This window comes from Halomonas elongata (assembly GCF_029081005.1).
Taxonomy (GTDB): Bacteria; Pseudomonadota; Gammaproteobacteria; order Pseudomonadales; family Halomonadaceae; genus Halomonas; species Halomonas elongata_B.
In genome coordinates, this window is sequence record NZ_JAJQTQ010000014.1 from 99,637 (window position 1) to 118,020 (window position 18,384).

An 18,384-nucleotide genomic window follows, 5' to 3' on the forward strand; every position below is an offset into this window, starting at 1 on the left:
AACGGTTAACCGTTCTGATTGATGACGGCTTCAACGACGCTGGACGGCGCCTCTTCGTAATCCGCAAACTCCATGGTGTAGCTTGCGCGGCCCTGGCTTTGAGAACGCAGGTCGGTTGCGTAACCGAACATCTCAGCCAGCGGAACGGTGGCGCGGATGACCTTCCCGGCGGGCGTGTCATCCATCCCCTGAACCAGGCCTCGACGGCGGTTCAGGTCACCCATGACATCCCCCATGAACTCCTCGGGTGTCACGACTTCGACCTTCATCACCGGCTCGAGCAACACGGCCTTGGCCTTGGGTGCGCCTTCCTTGATCGCCATGGAAGAGGCGACCTTGAACGCGGTCTCGTTCGAGTCCACGTCATGGTAGGAACCGTCGAACAGCGTAACCTTGACGTCAATCATCGGGTAGCCCGCGATGACACCGTTCTGGAGCTGCTCATAGGCTCCCTTCTCGACAGCGGGCACGTATTCCTTCGGAACCACGCCGCCGACGATTTCAGAAGCGAACTTGAAGTGCATGTCTTCGTCGTCGCCCTTGTCCTCGGCCGTCAACGGCTCGATGCGCAGATGCACGTGACCGTACTGACCGCGGCCACCGGACTGACGAACGAACTTGCCTTCCTGCTCGACGCTCTTGCGAATGGTCTCGCGGTACGCCACTTGCGGCTTGCCGATATTGGCGTCGACCTTGAACTCGCGACGCAGGCGGTCGACGATGATGTCCAGGTGCAGCTCGCCCATGCCGGAGATGATGGTCTGGCCCGTCTCTTCGTCGGTCTTGACCTGGAAGGACGGATCCTCCTGAGCCAGCTTGCCCAGCGCCGTCCCCATCTTCTCCTGGTCCGGCTTGGACTTCGGCTCGACGGCCACGGAAATCACCGGATCCGGGAATTCCATGCGCTCCAGCACGATCTTGTCGTTCAGGTCGCACAGGGTATCGCCGGTGGTGACATCCTTGAGCCCGATGCAGGCGGCGATATCACCGGCCAGCACTTCCTTGATCTCCTCACGGGAGTTGGAGTGCATCTGCACGATACGGCCGACACGCTCCTTCTTCTCCTTGACGGAGTTGTAGACGCTGTCGCCCGACTTCAGCACGCCGGAGTAGACGCGAATGAAGGTCAGGGTGCCGACAAAGGGGTCGGTGGCAATCTTGAAGGCCAGAGCGGCGAAGGGCGCATTGTCGTCGGCCTCACGGGTCGCAACGGTGCCGTCCTTGTCGTCCAGCTCACCTTCGATGGCCTTGACCTCGGTGGGAGATGGCATGTACTCGATCACGCCATCCAGCACCGCCTGCACGCCCTTGTTCTTGAACGCGGAGCCACAGGTGACCAGCACGATCTCGTTGTCGAGAGTACGACGACGCAGGCCTGCCTTGATGTCTTCCACGGGCAGATCGCCTTCCTCGAGGTACTTCTCCATCAACTCTTCGGAGGCCTCGGCGGCGGACTCGACCATCTGCTCGCGATACTTCTGAGCGGTCTCCTCCAGGTCGGCAGGAATATCGACCAGCTCGTAGTTCATCCCGAAGTTGCCTTCATCCCACTGGATGGCCTTCATGCGGATGAGGTCGATGACACCCTTGAACTCGTCCTCGGCGCCCCAGTTGAGCTGGATCGGCACGACATTGGCGCCCAGCTTGCTCTTGAGCTGATCGAGCACCATGAAGTAATCGGCACCGGCACGGTCCATCTTGTTGACGAACACCATGCGCGGCACTTCGTACTTGTTGGCCTGGCGCCAGACGGTCTCGGTCTGAGGCTGCACGCCGGAGCTGCCGCACAACACCACGACCGCGCCGTCGAGCACGCGCAGGGAACGCTCCACCTCGATGGTGAAATCGACGTGTCCCGGGGTATCGATGATATTGACGCGGTGCTCATCGAACTGCTTGTCCATGCCCTGCCAGAAGCAGGTCGTCGCCGCGGAGGTGATGGTGATACCACGCTCCTGCTCCTGCTGCATCCAGTCCATGGTGGCGGCGCCGTCATGGACCTCGCCGACCTTGTGAGAAAGGCCGGTATAGAACAGGATACGCTCGGTAGTAGTCGTCTTACCGGCGTCGACGTGGGCTACGATACCGATATTGCGGTAACGCTTGAGCGGAGTCTTGCGAGCCACGATGTAACTCCCGTTGGTTGGCGATGCGGTTTAGAAGCGGTAGTGAGAGAAGGCCTTGTTGGCCTCCGCCATGCGATGCACGTCTTCACGCTTCTTGACGGCCGAACCCTTGCCTTCGGCGGCATCCAGCATCTCGCCAGCCAGACGCTGCACCATGGTCTTCTCGCCACGACGGCGAGCGGCATCCACCATCCAGCGCATGGCCAGCGCCTGACGGCGGGACGGGCGCACTTCGACCGGCACCTGATAGGTCGCCCCACCGACACGGCGAGACTTGACCTCGACCATGGGCTGGATGGTTTCCAGCGCCTTGTCGAAGATCTCCAGCGGCTCTTCCTTGCTACGCTCGGCAACCCTGTCCAGCGCACCATAGACGATACGCTCAGCTACGGACTTCTTGCCGCTGATCATCAGGTGGTTCATGAACTTCGCCAGGCGCTCGCTTCCGAACTTCGGATCCGGCAGGATCTCGCGCTTGGCCGCAACTCTTCTTCTAGGCATGATAAGCCCTCATTGAAGGGTCCTTCAGGTAAACCCGAGACAGCTCGATGGCGCTCGACCTTACTCTTATCAGACCGTGACTATGAAACTCTCGGTGGCCGTAGCCGCTGCGTCGAACGCCTCGATCAGGCCTTCGGACGCTTGGTGCCGTACTTGGAACGGCCCTGCTTACGATTCTGAACGCCGGAGGTATCCAGAGCACCGCGTACCGTGTGGTAACGGACACCCGGAAGGTCCTTGACCCGGCCGCCACGAATCAGGACCACGGAGTGCTCCTGGAGGTTGTGGCCTTCACCACCGATGTAGGAAGCCACTTCATAGCCGTTGGTCAGGCGCACACGGCAGACCTTACGCAGGGCCGAGTTCGGCTTCTTCGGTGTCGTGGTATAGACGCGGGTGCAGACGCCGCGCTTCTGCGGGCAAGCCTGCAGCGCCGGCACGTCGCTCTTGGCGGCCTGGCGCTTGCGCGGCTTGCGCACGAGCTGATTGATCGTTGCCATTTATTGCTCCAAATGGGTTGCCTTGGCGGAAGCGAGTAGCCGTTCGCTTCCTGTCTTGCGCACTTTACCAATGGTGCGAGCGCACCCGCCCCACTGTTAAAGGCTGCGCATTCTAATGGCTGAAACGGCCACCCGTCAAGCGTGGCGCCCGTCACACGGGCGCCACGCCGGTGGCCGCATCAGATGTCGTCGTCGTCCGAGTCCAGCGCGGTGAGCTGGGCGCCCAGTTCCTGCTCGACGTCCTGGGCGGACGGATGGAGCAGCCGCTCGGCATCTTCCCGCTTGCGGCGGCGCTCCGCGTGGTGCGTCAAGCCGGTACCGGCCGGAATCAGACGTCCCACCACCACGTTCTCTTTCAAGCCTCGCAGGTAGTCGCGCTTGCCGGTAACCGCCGCTTCGGTCAACACTCGCGTGGTCTCCTGGAAGGAAGCCGCGGAGATGAACGACTCGGTCGCCAGGCTGGCCTTGGTGATACCCAGCAGCAGACGCTGGTACTTGGCCGGGAACTTGTCCTCGTTCGCCAGGCGGGCGTTCTCTTCGAGCACGCGCACCAGTTCGACCTGGTCACCCGGGATGAAGTCGGAATCGCCGGCGTCGGTGACTTCCACCTTGCGCAGCATCTGACGCACGATGACTTCGATGTGCTTGTCGTTGATGCCCACGCCCTGCAGACGATAGACGTCCTGCACCTCGGCGACGATGTACTTGGCCAGCTCGGCGATACCCAGCAGTCGCAGGATATCGTGCGGGTTGCTCGGGCCGTCCGAGATCACCTCGCCCTTCTCGACGGTTTCGCCTTCGAAGACCGCGATCTGACGCCATTTCGGGATAAGCATCTCGAACGGCTCGCCGTCCTCGGGCGTGATCGTCAAGCGACGCTTGCCCTTGGTTTCCTTGCCGAAGCTGATGGCACCGCTGATCTCGGCGAGGATCGCCGGCTCCTTGGGCTTGCGCGCTTCGAACAGGTCGGCAACACGCGGCAGACCACCCGTGATGTCCTTGTTGCCGGTGGCTTCGACCGGGATACGCGCGACGACCTCACCGACACCGATGCGCGAGCCGTTGTCGACGGTCACCACTGCCTTGCCGGGCAGCAGGTACTGCACCGGGGTATCGGAGCCGGTCACCGTCACCGGCTTGCCGGTTTCGTCGGCGAGCAGGATCATCGGGCGCTTGTCGCGGCCGGCCATCGGACGTGCCGCCGACTCGATCACCTCGATGGAAGACAGGCCGGTCATCTCGTCCACGCTGCGGTGGATGGTGACGCCTTCGTCCATATCGGCGTACTGCACCTGACCCTCGGCTTCGGCGACGATCGGATGGGTGTGCGGATCCCACTTGGCCACGGCCTGGCCAGCCTCGACCTCGTCACCATCCTTGACCGACAGCTCGGCGCCATAGGGCAGCTTGTAGTACTCACGCTCGCGGCCGTGCCCGTCGGCGACGGCCAGGGCGCTGGAACGGGATACCACCACCAGCTTGCCATCGGCGCGCTCGACGTGCTTGATGTTGTGCAGCCGCACCTTGCCGCCGTGCTTGACCTGAACACTATCCACGGCGGAAGCACGAGAGGCCGCCCCCCCGATGTGGAAGGTCCGCATGGTCAACTGTGTGCCGGGCTCACCGATGGACTGGGCGGCGATGACGCCGACCGACTCACCGACGTTGACCTGATGGCCCCGTGCCAGGTCACGACCATAGCAGGACGAGCAGACACCGTGGCTGGTGCCACAGGTAATCGTCGAGCGCACCACGATCTCGTCGACCCCCATGGTGTCGAGCTCGGCACACCACTTCTCGTCGAGCAGGGTGCCGCGCGGAATCAATACCTCTTCGGTATTCGGATCGACGACATCCTGGGCGACCACGCGACCCAGCACGCGCTGTGCCAGGGAGACGATGATGTCGCCACCCTCGATGACCGGGTGCAGGGTCAGGCCGTTCTCGGTGTCACAGTCGGTCTCGGTGATGACCATGTCCTGAGCCACATCGACCAGGCGACGGGTCAGGTAACCGGAGTTGGCGGTCTTCAGTGCCGTATCCGCCAGGCCCTTCCGCGCCCCGTGGGTCGAGATGAAGTACTGCAGGACGTTCAGGCCTTCACGGAAGTTGGCGACGATCGGCGTCTCGATGATCGAGCCATCCGGCTTGGCCATCAGGCCACGCATGCCGGCCAGCTGACGGATCTGGGCCGCGCTGCCCCGGGCACCGGAGTCGGCCATGATGAAGACGCTGTTGAAGGAGTCCTGCTCAACCTCATTGCCCTCACGGTCGATCACGCTTTCCTTCGAGATGCCGGTCATCATCGCCTTGGCGACCTGGTCATTGGCCCGCGCCCAGATATCGATGACCTTGTTGTACTTCTCGCCCGCGGTCACGAGACCGGAGGAGAACTGATCCTCGATTTCCTTGACCTCTTCCTCGGCACCTTCGACGATTTCTGCCTTCGCATCCGGGATGACGAAGTCATTGACACCGATGGAAGCACCGGACCAGGTGGCCATGCGGAAGCCGGTATACATCAACTGGTCGGCGAAGATCACCGCGGGCTTGAGGCCGGCGCGACGATAGACCTCGTTGATCAGCCTGGAGATCGCCTTCTTCTTCATCGGCTGGTCGACCAGCGAGAAGGGAGCGCCCTCGGGCAGGATCCGGTACAGCAGTGCGCGACCCACGGTGGTGTCGTAGATCTTGCGACTGTAGGTCTTCTCGGCGCCCTCTTCCTCGATGATGATCTCGTCGAGGCGTACCTTGACACGGGCGTGCAGGGAAACGCTCTGGGTCCCGAAGGCGCGCTCGACCTCATCCAGGCCGGAGAACACCATCCCCTCGCCCTTGTCGTTGATGCGCTCGCGGGTCATGTAGTAGAGCCCGAGCACCACGTCCTGGGACGGCACGATGATCGGTTCGCCGTTGGCCGGTGACAGCACGTTGTTGGTGGCCATCATCAGGGCGCGCGATTCGAGCTGGGCTTCCAGGGTCAGCGGTACGTGAACCGCCATCTGGTCACCATCGAAGTCGGCGTTGTAGGCGGCGCAGACCAGCGGGTGCAACTGGATGGCCTTGCCCTCGATGAGCAGCGGCTCGAAGGCCTGGATACCGAGACGGTGCAGGGTCGGCGCACGGTTGAGCAGTACAGGATGCTCACGAATGACGTCGGCGAGGATGTCCCAGACTTCAGGCAGCTCGCGCTCGACCATCTTCTTGGCGGCCTTGATGGTGGACGCCTGGCCACTGGCCTGCAGCTTGGAGTAGATGAACGGCTTGAACAGCTCGAGCGCCATCTTCTTGGGCAGACCGCACTGATGCAGGCGCAGGGTCGGGCCGACGGTGATGACCGAGCGGCCGGAGTAGTCGACACGCTTGCCGAGCAGATTCTGACGGAAGCGCCCCTGCTTGCCCTTGATCATGTCGGCCAGCGACTTCAGCGGACGCTTGTTGGAGCCGGTGATGGCTCGACCGCGACGACCGTTGTCGAGCAGGGCGTCGACCGCCTCCTGCAGCATGCGCTTCTCGTTGCGCACGATGATATCCGGCGCGTTGAGATCGAGCAGCCGCTTGAGGCGGTTGTTGCGGTTGATCACGCGGCGATACAGGTCGTTGAGGTCGGAGGTCGCGAAACGACCGCCGTCCAGCGGCACCAGCGGACGCAGGTCCGGCGGCAGCACCGGCAGCACTTCCATGATCATCCAGGCCGGATCGTTGCCGGAGCCCTGGAAGGCCTCCAGCAGCTTGAGGCGCTTGGAAAGCTTCTTGATCTTGGTTTCGGAGTTGGTCTGCGGAATCTCCTCGCGCAGACGCTCGATCTCCTCGTCGAGATCGATATCCTTGAGCATGGCCTGCACCGCCTCGGCGCCCATGCGCGCGTCGAAGTCGTCGCCGAACTCTTCGAGCGCTTCGAAATACTGCTCGTCATTGAGCAACTGGCCGCGCTCGAGAGTGGTCATGCCCGGATCGACGACCATGAAGCTCTCGAAATAGAGCACACGCTCGATATCGCGCAGGGTCATGTCCAGGAACATGCCGATGCGGGACGGCAGCGATTTCAGGAACCAGATGTGAGCAACCGGGCTGGCCAGCTCGATATGGCCCATCCGTTCGCGACGCACGGCGGCCTTGGTGACCTCGACGCCGCACTTCTCGCAGATGATGCCACGGTGCTTCATGCGCTTGTACTTGCCGCACAGGCATTCGTAATCCTTCACCGGACCGAAGATCTTGGCACAGAACAGGCCGTCGCGTTCCGGCTTGAAGGTACGGTAATTGATGGTCTCGGGTTTCTTGACCTCGCCGAAGGACCAGCTGCGAATCATGTCCGGCGACGCCAGGGTAATCTTGATCGCGTCGAACTCGTCGGACTGAGACTGCGATTTGAGGACTTTCACCAAATCTTTCATGGGTCGGCTCCGTTGCGGAGTTGTCATGGGCGGGGGCGCGCACGCCCCCGCGGACCGTCATACTGCGAAGCGCCGTTACGGCAGCCTCAGCTCTCCAGTTCGATGTCGATACCCAGCGAGCGGATCTCCTTCACCAGCACGTTGAAGGATTCCGGCATGCCCGCCTGCATGGCATGGTCGCCATCCACGATGCTCTTGTACATCTTGGTGCGTCCTTCCACGTCGTCGGACTTGACGGTGAGCATCTCCTGGAGCGTGTAGGCAGCGCCGTAGGCCTCCAGGGCCCAGACCTCCATCTCCCCGAAACGCTGACCACCGAACTGCGCCTTGCCGCCCAGCGGCTGCTGGGTGACCAGCGAGTAGGAACCGGTGGAACGCGCATGCATCTTGTCATCCACCAGGTGGTTGAGCTTGAGCATGTACATGTAGCCCACGGTCACCGGACGATCGAAGGCTTCGCCGGTCCGGCCATCGTAGAGCGTCATCTGGCCGGACTCCGGCAGACCGCCCAGGTCCAGCAGATGCTTGATCTCATGCTCGCGAGCGCCATCGAAGACCGGCGTGGCCATCGGCACGCCCGCCTTGAGGTTCTTCGCCAGGGCGATGACTTCGTCATCGGACAGCGAATCCAGCTCCTCGACCCGGGTGCTGCTGGCCGTATTGTAGACCTGTCCCAGGAACTCGCGGATCTCGCCGACCTGCTGTTCCCGAGCCTCGCGCAACATTTCCTCGATCCTGACGCCGAGCCCCCTGGCGGCCATGCCCAGGTGCGTCTCGAGGATCTGACCGACGTTCATCCGCGACGGTACGCCCAGCGGGTTGAGGATCAGGTCAATGGACTCGCCATTGTCGTCGAAGGGCATGTCCTCGATCGGCATGATCGCCGAGATGACACCCTTGTTGCCGTGACGGCCGGCCATCTTGTCGCCTGGCTGCATGCGACGCTTCACGGCCAGGTAGACCTTGACGATCTTCAACACGCCGGGAGCCAGATCGTCGCCCTGGGTGAGCTTGCGCTTCTTGTCCTCGAAGCGCTCGTCCATTTCCTTGCGACGATTCTCGAGCTGCTCGTCGGCCTGGGCCAGCAGTTCGTTGAGTGATTCATCCTGCATGCGCAGCTTGAACCACTGCTGACGCGGGAGCTCCTCGAGGTACTCGTCGGAGAGCACGTCGCCTTTCTTGAGCTTGGGCCCACCGTTGACGGCCTGGCCGGACAGGGTCCGCTTGAGGCGTTCGAAGGTGGCATCCTCGGCGATGCGATAGGTTTCCTGGAGGTCCTTGCGCACCTCATCGAGCTGCATCTGCTCGATGGACAGCGCGCGAGAATCCTTCTCCACGCCATCGCGGGTGAACACCTGAACGTCGATGACCGTACCCTTCATGCCGGTCGGCGCGCGCAACGAGGTGTCCTTCACATCGGACGCCTTCTCGCCGAAGATCGCGCGCAGCAGCTTCTCTTCCGGCGTCAGCTGTGTCTCGCCCTTGGGCGTGACCTTGCCGACCAGGATGTCGCCTGCGCCGACCTCGGCACCAATGTAGACCACGCCTGCCTCATCCAGCTTGGACAGCGCCGACTCACCGACGTTGGGGATATCCGAGGAAATCTCTTCGGCACCCAGCTTGGTGTCGCGGGAAACGCAGGTCAGTTCCTGGATGTGGATGGACGTGAAACGGTCCTCCTGGACGGCCCGCTCGGAGAGCAGGATGGAGTCCTCGAAGTTGTAGCCGTTCCACGGCATGAAGGCGATGCGCATGTTCTGGCCAAGCGCAAGATCCCCCATGTCGACGGACGGACCGTCGGCCAGGATATCGCCGCGCGCCACCGCATCCCCTGTACGCACGATCGGGCGCTGGTTCTGGCAGGTGTTCTGGTTGGAGCGCAGGTACTTGGTCAGGTTGTAGATATCGACACCGGCCTCACCGCCGATGATTTCGTCTTCATTGACCCGCACCACGATACGCTTGGCATCGACCGAGTCGATCACCCCGCCACGACCTGCCACGGCACAGACGCCGGAGTCACGGGCAACGAAGCGCTCCATGCCGGTCCCCACCAGCGGCTTCTCGGCACGCAGGGTCGGCACGGCCTGACGCTGCATGTTCGCCCCCATCAAGGCGCGGTTGGCATCGTCATGCTCGAGGAAGGGAATCAGCGCCGCCGCCACGGAGACTACCTGGCGCGGCGAGACGTCCATCAGGGTGACCTGCTCGGGACGCATGAAGGTGGTCTCACCACGATGGCGAACCTGCACCAGGTCGTCGACCAGGCGGCCGCTCTCGTCCACGGTGGCAGAGGCCTGGGCGATGACGAAGTCGCCCTCCTCGATCGCGGAGAGATGCACCACATCGTCGGTCACCTGGCTGTCCGTCACCTTGCGGTACGGCGTCTCGAGGAAGCCGTAGCTGTTGGTGTGACTATAGGTGGCCAGCGAGTTGATCAGGCCGATGTTCGGACCTTCCGGCGTCTCGATCGGGCATAGGCGACCATAGTGGGTGGCGTGCACGTCGCGCACCTCGAAGCCGGCCCGTTCGCGGGTCAGGCCGCCCGGGCCAAGCGCGGAGACGCGGCGCTTGTGCGTCACCTCGGACAACGGATTGTTCTGGTCCATGAACTGCGAGAGCTGGCTGGAACCGAAGAACTCCTTGACCGCTGCCGCCACCGGCTTGGCATTGATCAGATCCTGCGGCATCAGGCCTTCGCTCTCGGCCATGGAGAGGCGTTCCTTGACCGCACGCTCGACGCGCACCAGGCCGACGCGGAACTGGTTCTCGGCCATTTCGCCGACACAGCGGATGCGGCGGTTGCCCAGGTGGTCGATGTCATCAACGTCACCGAAACCGTTACGGATGTTGATCAACTCACCCAGCACATCGAGGATGTCGCGCTGATCGAGCACCCCGGATCCCGTGTCGGCATCACGACGCAGGCGGCGATTGAACTTCATGCGACCGACACCGGACAGGTCATAGCGGTCTTCAGTGAAGAACAGGTTGTTGAACAGCGTCTCGGCGGCTTCCTTGGTGGGCGGCTCGCCAGGGCGCATCATGCGATAGATCTCGACCAATGCCTCGAGCTGTGAGCCCGTGGTATCCAGCCTGAGCGTATCGGAGATGAAGGGACCGCAATCGAGATCGTTGGTGTAGAGCGTCTCGATCGTGGTGATGCCGGCCTGGCCCATGCTTTCCAGCAGCTCGGGAGTGATCGCGGTGTTGCACGGGCAGATCAACTCGCCGGTATTCGGATTGATCTGATCCTTCGCCAGTGTCTTGCCGAACAGATAATCCATCGGCACTTCGAGACGCTCGAGGCCGGTCTTCTCGAGCTGACGAATATGCTTCTGGGTAACACGACGCCCTTCCTCGACGATGACATTGCCGTCACCATCCTTGATATCGAAGGTCGCGGTCTCGCCGCGCAGGCGCGACGGCACCAGATCCACGGAGAAGCCGGATTTCTCGATGTGGAAAGTGCTGGTCTCGAAGAACTCGTCGAGGATCTCCTCGGCGCTCATGCCCAGGGCGCGCATCAGTACAGTGGCCGGCAGCTTGCGGCGACGGTCGATGCGTACGAAGACGTTGTCCTTGGGATCGAACTCGAAGTCCAACCAGGAGCCACGATAGGGAATGACCCTGGCGGAGTACAGCAGCTTGCCGGACGAGTGGCTCTTGCCCTTGTCATGGTCGAAGAACACGCCCGGGCTGCGGTGCAGCTGCGAGACGATGACGCGCTCGGTACCATTGACGACGAAGGTACCGTTCTCGGTCATCAGGGGGATTTCCCCCATGTAGACTTCCTGCTCCTTGATGTCCTTGATCGCCTTGTTCGACGAATCCTTGTCGTAGATGATCAGGCGAACCTTGACGCGCAAGGGAGCCGAATAGGTGACGCCACGCAGTTGACATTCCTTGACGTCGAACGCCGGCGTGCCGAAACGGTAGCTGACGTATTCCAGGGCGGCGTTGCCGGAAAAGCTCTCGATCGGGAACACCGAGCGAAAGGCGGCATGCAGGCCGACGTCAAGACGTTCTTCGGGTGAGCGATCCTGCTGGAGAAAGTCGTAATAGGAATCAAGCTGGATGGCCAGCAGGTAAGGCACATCCATCACTTGGGGCAGTTTGCCGAAATCCTTGCGGATGCGTTTTTTCTCAGTGTATGAGTAAGCCATCTGTATTCCCCAGCTTGTTCACCATGGGTGACCGATGCGTGTCGGCGCCACCCGACGGGGTCGGCTCCGTCAGGCGCTGACGGCGAGCCCCCGGAAGAGGCTCGCCATCGGAATTCGGCCAACCGGCACTCCTAAGGAGCACCGGCTAGCGACAACAGAAAAAGGCCGGCAGCGGGTGTACCGCCACCAGCCGTACAAGCTTACGCCGCGCGTGAAGCCGTAGGCCCAAGGGTTACTTGAGCTCCACGGAAGCGCCGGCTTCTTCCAGCTTGGTCTTGGCTTCTTCGGCATCTTCCTTGGACATGCCTTCCTTCAGGGTCGCCGGCACGCCGTCGACGGCGCCCTTGGCTTCCTTCAGGCCAAGGCCGGTGATCTCGCGGACGGCCTTGATGACGTTGACCTTCTTCTCGCCGGCGCCAGTCAGCACCAGGTCGAACTCGGTCTGCTCTTCCTCGGCGGCGGCTTCGCCACCACCCGGGCCGGCCACGACAGCGGCTGCGGCGGACACGCCGAACTTCTCTTCCATCGCTTCGATCAGCTCGGCGACTTCCATCACGGACATGTCGGCGACGGCGTTGATGATGTCTTCTTGGGTCAGTGCCATTTTCACGTTCCTAACTTTGCGGGAGTCTCGATGGTTCGACGACTCGGTGATTCAATGTTCGATTCGCATGACGCGCCCGAGCTCCTGGCTCAGGCGGCCTCTTCCTGCTTCTGGTCACGCAGCGCGGCAAGGGTACGAACCAGCTTGCCGGCGGACGCTTCCTTCATGACGGACATCAGCTTGGCGATGGCCTCGTCATGGGTCGGCAGGGTTGCCAGGCGATCGAGGTCGCTTGCCGGGATGAACTCGCCTTCGTAGGCCAGCGCCTTGACTTCGAAGTTCTTCTCTGCCTTGCCGAACTCCTTGAACAAACGAGCGGCGGCGCCCGGATGATCGGTGGAGAAGGCCAGCAGGGTCGGACCCACGAAGCTTTCATTCAGGCACTCCCACTGAGTGCCCTCCAGGGCGCGGCGTGCCAGGGTGTTGCGCACAACACGGATCTGCACGCCATTCTCGCGAGCCTGCTTGCGCAGGTCGGTCATCTTGCCGACCGAGACACCACGAGAATCGGCAACAACGACGGAGAGAGCATCCTTGGCCGCTTCACTGACCTCGGCAACAATCGCTTTCTTGCCTTCGAGTGCTAGTGGCACAGTGATCACTCCTTCGTGCCGGAACCTCACAAGAGCGTTCCGGTGGTTACCATCTCCCCCGCCGCAAGCGGCGAGGGTCCTGGGTGATGGTGCTCACCAGCTGACTGGCGGCCACACCATCTGCGCAGGCCTCACTGAGGATGATTAAGCCGCCTCGCGTAAGGCGGCACCTGCGGTCTTTGACGGTGCCCCGCCGGCTCCTGTCGAAACAGCACACGGGGACCGCAAAGTTTCTTGCCTCTTACTGTTCCGCGATTCAGACCAGCGCGGAATGGTCGACGGTCACACCCGGGCCCATGGTGGTGGACAGGGAGACCTTCTTGAAATACACACCCTTGGACGTGCTCGGCTTGAGCTTCTTCAGGTCGGCGATCAGCGCCTCCAGGTTGCCCCGAATGGCGGCTGCGTCGAAGTCGACCTTGCCCAGCGTGGTGTGGATGATGCCGTTCTTGTCGGTACGGAAGCGGACCTGACCGGCCTTGGCATTCTTGACCGCAGTGGCGACGTCAGGCGTCACGGTACCGACCTTCGGGTTCGGCATCAGGCCACGCGGACCGAGAATCTGGCCCAGCTGGCCGACGACACGCATGGCATCCGGCGAGGCGATGACCACGTCGAAATCGAGCTGGCCTTTCTTGACCTGCTCGGCGAGGTCGTCCATGCCGATGATGTCGGCCCCCGCCTCTTTGGCCGCATCGGCGTTGGCACCCTGGGTAAAGACGGCGACACGCACGTCCTTGCCAGTGCCGTTGGGCATGACGGTAGCGCCACGCACGACCTGGTCGGATTTCCGCGGATCGACACCCAGATTGATGGCGACGTCGACGGATTCCTTGAACTTCACCGCGGAGAGTTCAGAAAGCAGCTCGACGGCCTCGTCCAGGCTGTACGCCTTGCTCGGGTCGACCTTTTCGCGGAACAGCTTTGCACGCTTGGTCAGCTTAGCCATGATCAGAGACCCTCCACGTTCAGGCCCATGCTACGGGCGCTACCAGCAATGGTGCGCACCGCGGCGTCGAGATCGGCGGCCGTCAGATCCGGTTCCTTGGCCTGGGCGATCTCTTCGAGTTGCTCACGGGTCACGGTGCCGACCTTGCTCTTGTTCGGCTCGCCGGAGCCGGACTTGATGCCAGCCGCCTTCTTCAGCAGGACCGCCGCGGGCGGGGTCTTGGTGACGAAGGTGAAGCTGCGGTCGGAATACACGGTGATGACGACCGGTGTCGGCAGCCCCGGTTCGAGATTCTGCGTTTCGGCGTTGAAGGCCTTGCAGAATTCCATGATATTGACGCCGTGCTGACCCAGCGCGGGGCCCACGGGGGGACTCGGATTGGCTTTACCAGCTGCGACCTGCAGCTTGATGTAAGCCTGTACTTTCTTGGCCATGATGGACTCCAGATGGGTAATAGCGCCTTGCGGCTCCCCGGGTTAAGCGGCCACCTCGGCGACCGCCACGTTCATGCTCGGGTCACTCTTTCTCGACCTGAGCGAATTCCAGCTCGACGGGCGTGGAACGACCGAAGATGAGCACGCTGACCTGCAGGCGACTCTTGTCGTAGTTGACTTCCTCGACCACGCCATTGAAATCGGCGAAAGGCCCGTCGATGACACGCACAGACTGCCCCGGCTCGAACATGGTCTTCGGCCGCGGCTGCTCGGTACCATCCTTGACGCGACTGAGGATGGCGTCTGCCTCACGCTGCGTGATGGGCGCCGGCTTTTCCTTGGTACCACCGATGAACCCCATGACACGCGGGGTTTCATTGACCAGATGCCAAGTATCATCGGCCATTTCCATCTCGACCAGGACGTAGCCGGGATAGAACTTGCGCTCGCTCTTGCGGCGCTTGCCGTCACGCACTTCAACGACTTCTTCGGTCGGCACCAGAATCTCGCCGAAGCGGTCCTCCATGCCATACAGCTTCACGCGCTCGTTGAGCGAGCGCATGACATGCTTCTCGAAGCCGGAATAGGCGTGTACGACGTACCAACGCTTGGACATGCGGACTCCTAACCAATGACGCCGGACATCGCCCAGCCAAGAAGCGTGTCGATGAGCCACAGCATCAGCCCCACCACCAGCACGGCGACCAGCACGATGGCGGTCGTCTGAATGGTCTCGGGACGAGTCGGCCAGACAACGCGCTGAATCTCTTTCTTCGCGTTGCGGGCCAGCTCGAGCAGCTCGCGCCCCTTCGTGGTGGTCAATGCCACCAGCGCCGCCACCACGCTGAGCGCGACGACACCGAGCACACGATAAAGTAGTGCCATGTCGGCAAAGTACGTATTGCCGACCACGGCCAGAACCAACAGAATAACGACAACCGCCCACTTGAGCCCGTCGTGGCGCGACTCCTGCACCTCGGCGTTATGTTTCATGACCACGAGACTCCTCAGGGGCAGCAATCGAAAACAAGACAGTATACGGGATATTGCCAGCCTGGGGAAGACTGGCAGGCCAGGAGGGACTCGAACCCCCAACCTGCGGTTTTGGAGACCGCTGCTCTGCCAATTGAGCTACTGGCCTGTATGCCTTCAAGGCTCGCCTTTGCAGCGACCCCGAGCGACAGCGGGCGCCATGATAGCGAAAGCCTTCTCGCCTGGCAACCCCTCTCGGCACGCTCACCTCCGAGAGAAAAAGAAAAGGCGAGCTGCTCGCTCGCCTTTTCGCAATGGAGCTCATGGACGGATTTGAACCGTCGACCTCACCCTTACCAAGGGTGTGCTCTACCCCTGAGCTACATGAGCACTGACAATCGGCACCAGGATGCCAAATATTGGAGCGGGCAGCGGGGATCGAACCCGCATCATCAGCTTGGAAGGCTGAGGTTCTACCATTGAACTATGCCCGCCTGCCCACTCTTGCGCCATTCTCGCCAGGCGAGCACGGCAGAAACCTGGTGGAGGGAGGAGGATTCGAACCTCCGAAGCTTTCGCGGCAGATTTACAGTCTGCTCCCTTTGGCCACTCGGGAACCCCTCCAACTGGCGGAGCATTTTACAGCTCCAGCTTTCCGTGTCAAGTGATTGTTTTCTCAATCATCCTGACGAGGCGCTCCAAACCATACGGGATTGCCTCTCCGGAACGCGACGTATTCTGTCAAAGCAGCATGGAGAATGCAAGGCCAGCGCGAATCTTTTCCAGCGCGACTGGCTGCGGCACTCCCGGCGCCCCCGACATTCGCCCGGCACGCTCGGCCGCGGTCAAGGGAAAGCAAGCCTCGAGGCCGCCATAGACCATGTCAGGCCATACCGCATGCGGAGCCTGAATGCCCCGGGACACCACTCGCGCATCCCCCCCGGTCACCAGAAGCGGCAATGCGACGCCCTGCTGATCGCAAACCTCGCTATAGATGCGATTCACCGCGCTCACCGCCGCCATGTAGATACCATGATTGACGGCCTCCACGGTACGCACCCCCGGCTCCAGAAGCTCATCGGCCTCACTGTCCGGGTCAATGGCCACGTTACGGGTACCGAGCTGGAGACTCTCTTTCATCAAGCGCAACCCGGGCAGGATATAGCCGCCGAGGTGCCGGCCGCCGGGCAGCACGAAATCCATGGTGATGGCACTGCCGCAATCCACCGAGCAGCACCCACCCGCCAGTTGATAGCCCGCCAGCACTCCCATCCAGCGATCGACCCCCAGTCGCGCGGGATCCTCATAACCATTGGTCACTCCTAGCGCCTCCGGCGTGGAGCGGGCCACATGAACGCCCCCCACCCGGTGCCTCAGCAGGGTCACCGTGCGAGCAAGCACAGCCTGGCGGGCCACGCTGGAGATGCGAACCGACTCGACCACGTCCAGGTCCGGGATATCTGCCCCCGGGCGCCATTCTTCACGGGTCCAGACCGCACCGCGAGAGCGTATCTCGCTACTGTCGGCATCCTTGAGCCGCCACTTCGAGAGCGTATTCCCGATATCCAGATCGAGAATCATACACGGCCCCGCACGCTGATCTCACCCCCGGAGAGCTTCCACCGCTCGGAAGACTGCCTGACCCATAGATTGCCCGACGCATCCACTTGCTCTGCGACAGCGATTTCACGTCGCTCCCCCAGGATGACCTCCACCTCCCGCTCGGCAAATGCATGACGGGCATTCCATGCGCTCTGCCAGGCCGCAAAACCCTGATGCTCGAAATCGGCCAACAGCGGCATCAACTGAGCGAGCAGCTCGATCGCCAATTGGTTACGCGCAAGATCCGGAGCCTGGTCGCGGACCGCTGACACCGGCTGCTCGATACCCTCCCGGAACGCAGCAGACAGGTCGACATTGATACCGATACCTATCACGACCTCACAAGGTCCAGCAGCATCACCGCTCATCTCCACCAGGATGCCGGCCAGCTTGCCGAGAGCACCCTCCGACGTCTCCAGCAGCACATCATTGGGCCACTTGAGCCGTGGTGCCACACCATGCGACTCCAGCACTCGGGACAACGCGACGCCGACAGCCAGGCTCAACCCCTCCAGGGCAGCGATACCGGACTCGAAGCGCCATCCCACCGACAGCATGAGGGTACGCCCCCAGGGGGTCACCCAGGTCCGCCCACGGCGCCCCTTGCCGGCACTCTGCTGCTCGACCAGGCAAACCTCGCCATGGCCGGCCCCCTGTCCGAAACGATCCCGAAGGAACTGATTGCTCGAGGGCAGCACCTCTTCGACGAACAGCCGCGTAACGCGACGCCTGGCCTCTCGCGGCAACCCCGCCACGATGGCACTACCGTCGAGCAGCTCCAGGGGTTCGGCCAGGCGATACCCCTGCCCCTTCACCGCTTCCATGGAAATGCCCAGCGACTCGAGTTTACGCAACTGTTTCCACACCGCCGCTCGAGAAACACCCAACCGTTCCCCAAGCTGTTCGCCAGAATGGAACTCACCATCGCTCAGCAAGCGGATCAGGTCTCCGATGGTCATGCACAAGCCCCAACCAAGGAAAACCCATATTCTATCGGAACAGGTCCAGCGCCGGAAATTCGCCTTATCGCTACCTGTACCATGACGCTGCGCTTGAACATAAAAACCCCTAGCTTTCAGGGCCCGGAAGATTTTCGGTGCCAGTGCCTGACGCCTCTACGGCCCCTGCGTGGCCTCGAGCTCGGGCCCGCCAGAGCGGTTCCCGTTGGCGCCCGACGCACGGAGCACATGGCAAGGACGCAGTTCCTCCATTCAGGCATAAAAAAATCCCCCGGGAAGGCCCGAGGGATTTTTTTGATGTAAATGCCTGACGCCTCGGCGGCCACTTCGTGGCCTTGAGCCTGGGCTCGGGACGCCGCTGCGCGGCTTTCCACCTCGCCCGTTCGAGCCTGACAAGGCGATGCCTTGTCCGAGCGGCTCTCACCCTACTCTCGCCTGCCAGGAAAGGCCACCGTACAGACATAAACAAAAGCCCCCAACTCCTTCGGAGCTGGGGGCTTTCGCTGATGTAAGTGCCTGACGATGACCTACTCTCGCATGGGAACTCCCACACTACCATCGGCGCTGAGCGGTTTCACTGC

The 18,384-nt window shown here is 62.2% G+C and carries 13 protein-coding genes and 4 tRNA genes; all 17 read right to left on the reverse strand.

Going from position 1 to position 18,384, the window contains the following annotated elements; all coding sequences use genetic code 11:
* Positions 1 to 5: 5 nt before the first annotated feature.
* Positions 6 to 2,126, reverse strand: coding sequence for an elongation factor G (gene fusA, locus LU493_RS11990; RefSeq protein ID WP_275288023.1), 2,121 nt, complete (start codon positions 2,124 to 2,126; stop codon positions 6 to 8).
* A gap of 30 nt (positions 2,127 to 2,156) precedes the next feature.
* A complete protein-coding gene (gene rpsG, locus LU493_RS11995; protein ID WP_013330989.1) occupies positions 2,157 to 2,627 on the reverse strand; it encodes a 30S ribosomal protein S7 in 471 nt (156 codons plus the stop codon).
* A 125-nt stretch (positions 2,628 to 2,752) separates the two neighbouring features.
* The gene (gene rpsL / locus LU493_RS12000) at positions 2,753 to 3,127 is read right to left on the reverse strand and encodes a 30S ribosomal protein S12 (protein WP_013330988.1); all 375 of its coding nucleotides are present in this window, start codon (positions 3,125 to 3,127) and stop codon (positions 2,753 to 2,755) included.
* Between the two features lie 179 nt (positions 3,128 to 3,306).
* On the reverse strand, positions 3,307 to 7,524 hold the full coding sequence (rpoC, locus tag LU493_RS12005) for a DNA-directed RNA polymerase subunit beta' (protein ID WP_275288024.1): 4,218 nt from the start codon (positions 7,522 to 7,524) through the stop codon (positions 3,307 to 3,309).
* Positions 7,525 to 7,610: 86 nt separating this feature from the next.
* Positions 7,611 to 11,690 carry a DNA-directed RNA polymerase subunit beta gene (rpoB, locus tag LU493_RS12010; RefSeq protein ID WP_275288025.1) on the reverse strand — a complete coding sequence of 1,360 codons (4,080 nt, stop codon included), beginning with the start codon at positions 11,688 to 11,690 and terminating at the stop codon, positions 7,611 to 7,613.
* Positions 11,691 to 11,922: 232 nt separating this feature from the next.
* Complete coding sequence (gene rplL, locus LU493_RS12015; RefSeq protein ID WP_275288026.1) at positions 11,923 to 12,294, reverse strand: 50S ribosomal protein L7/L12; 372 nt, start codon at positions 12,292 to 12,294, stop codon at positions 11,923 to 11,925.
* A gap of 89 nt (positions 12,295 to 12,383) precedes the next feature.
* Positions 12,384 to 12,887, reverse strand: coding sequence for a 50S ribosomal protein L10 (rplJ, locus tag LU493_RS12020; protein WP_275288027.1), 504 nt, complete (start codon positions 12,885 to 12,887; stop codon positions 12,384 to 12,386).
* Between the two features lie 256 nt (positions 12,888 to 13,143).
* Entirely contained in the window at positions 13,144 to 13,836 is a 693-nt protein-coding gene (gene rplA, locus LU493_RS12025; RefSeq protein ID WP_275288028.1) for a 50S ribosomal protein L1, read from the reverse strand.
* A gap of 2 nt (positions 13,837 to 13,838) precedes the next feature.
* Entirely contained in the window at positions 13,839 to 14,270 is a 432-nt protein-coding gene (gene rplK / locus LU493_RS12030) for a 50S ribosomal protein L11 (RefSeq protein ID WP_275288029.1), read from the reverse strand.
* Between the two features lie 82 nt (positions 14,271 to 14,352).
* Positions 14,353 to 14,886: a transcription termination/antitermination protein NusG gene (gene nusG / locus LU493_RS12035; RefSeq protein WP_275288030.1), complete on the reverse strand. Its 534-nt coding sequence runs from the start codon at positions 14,884 to 14,886 to the stop codon at positions 14,353 to 14,355.
* An 8-nt stretch (positions 14,887 to 14,894) separates the two neighbouring features.
* A complete protein-coding gene (secE, locus tag LU493_RS12040) occupies positions 14,895 to 15,263 on the reverse strand; it encodes a preprotein translocase subunit SecE (RefSeq protein WP_275288031.1) in 369 nt (122 codons plus the stop codon).
* Positions 15,264 to 15,335: 72 nt separating this feature from the next.
* Positions 15,336 to 15,411: transfer RNA gene (locus LU493_RS12045), tRNA-Trp, on the reverse strand.
* Positions 15,412 to 15,557: 146 nt separating this feature from the next.
* Positions 15,558 to 15,632 (reverse strand) — tRNA-Thr (locus tag LU493_RS12050).
* 30 nt (positions 15,633 to 15,662) lie between these two features.
* A tRNA-Gly gene (locus LU493_RS12055) sits at positions 15,663 to 15,736 on the reverse strand.
* Between the two features lie 46 nt (positions 15,737 to 15,782).
* Positions 15,783 to 15,866, reverse strand: a tRNA-Tyr gene (locus LU493_RS12060).
* Between the two features lie 117 nt (positions 15,867 to 15,983).
* Positions 15,984 to 16,823, reverse strand: coding sequence for a type III pantothenate kinase (locus LU493_RS12065; protein WP_275288032.1), 840 nt, complete (start codon positions 16,821 to 16,823; stop codon positions 15,984 to 15,986).
* The gene (locus LU493_RS12070) at positions 16,820 to 17,803 is read right to left on the reverse strand and encodes a biotin--[acetyl-CoA-carboxylase] ligase (RefSeq protein WP_275288033.1); all 984 of its coding nucleotides are present in this window, start codon (positions 17,801 to 17,803) and stop codon (positions 16,820 to 16,822) included. Before LU493_RS12070 ends, LU493_RS12065 begins: the two co-directional genes overlap by 4 nt.
* Between the last annotated feature and the right edge of the window lie 581 nt (positions 17,804 to 18,384).

Bases quoted from the DNA above. Each gene is read 5' to 3' on its own strand.
- secE (WP_275288031.1), bottom strand. From the start codon at position 15,263: ATGAAACATAACGCCGAGGTGCAGGAGTCGCGCCACGACGGGCTCAAG.
- rpsG (WP_013330989.1), bottom strand. From the start codon at position 2,627: ATGCCTAGAAGAAGAGTTGCGGCCAAGCGCGAGATCCTGCCGGATCCG.
- LU493_RS12065 (WP_275288032.1), bottom strand. From the start codon at position 16,823: ATGATTCTCGATCTGGATATCGGGAATACGCTCTCGAAGTGGCGGCTC.
- rplA (WP_275288028.1), bottom strand. From the start codon at position 13,836: ATGGCTAAGCTGACCAAGCGTGCAAAGCTGTTCCGCGAAAAGGTCGAC.
- nusG (WP_275288030.1), bottom strand. From the start codon at position 14,886: ATGTCCAAGCGTTGGTACGTCGTACACGCCTATTCCGGCTTCGAGAAG.
- rpsL (WP_013330988.1), bottom strand. From the start codon at position 3,127: ATGGCAACGATCAATCAGCTCGTGCGCAAGCCGCGCAAGCGCCAGGCC.
- rplK (WP_275288029.1), bottom strand. From the start codon at position 14,270: ATGGCCAAGAAAGTACAGGCTTACATCAAGCTGCAGGTCGCAGCTGGT.
- LU493_RS12070 (WP_275288033.1), bottom strand. From the start codon at position 17,803: ATGACCATCGGAGACCTGATCCGCTTGCTGAGCGATGGTGAGTTCCAT.
- rplL (WP_275288026.1), bottom strand. From the start codon at position 12,294: ATGGCACTGACCCAAGAAGACATCATCAACGCCGTCGCCGACATGTCC.
- rpoB (WP_275288025.1), bottom strand. From the start codon at position 11,690: ATGGCTTACTCATACACTGAGAAAAAACGCATCCGCAAGGATTTCGGC.
- rpoC (WP_275288024.1), bottom strand. From the start codon at position 7,524: ATGAAAGATTTGGTGAAAGTCCTCAAATCGCAGTCTCAGTCCGACGAG.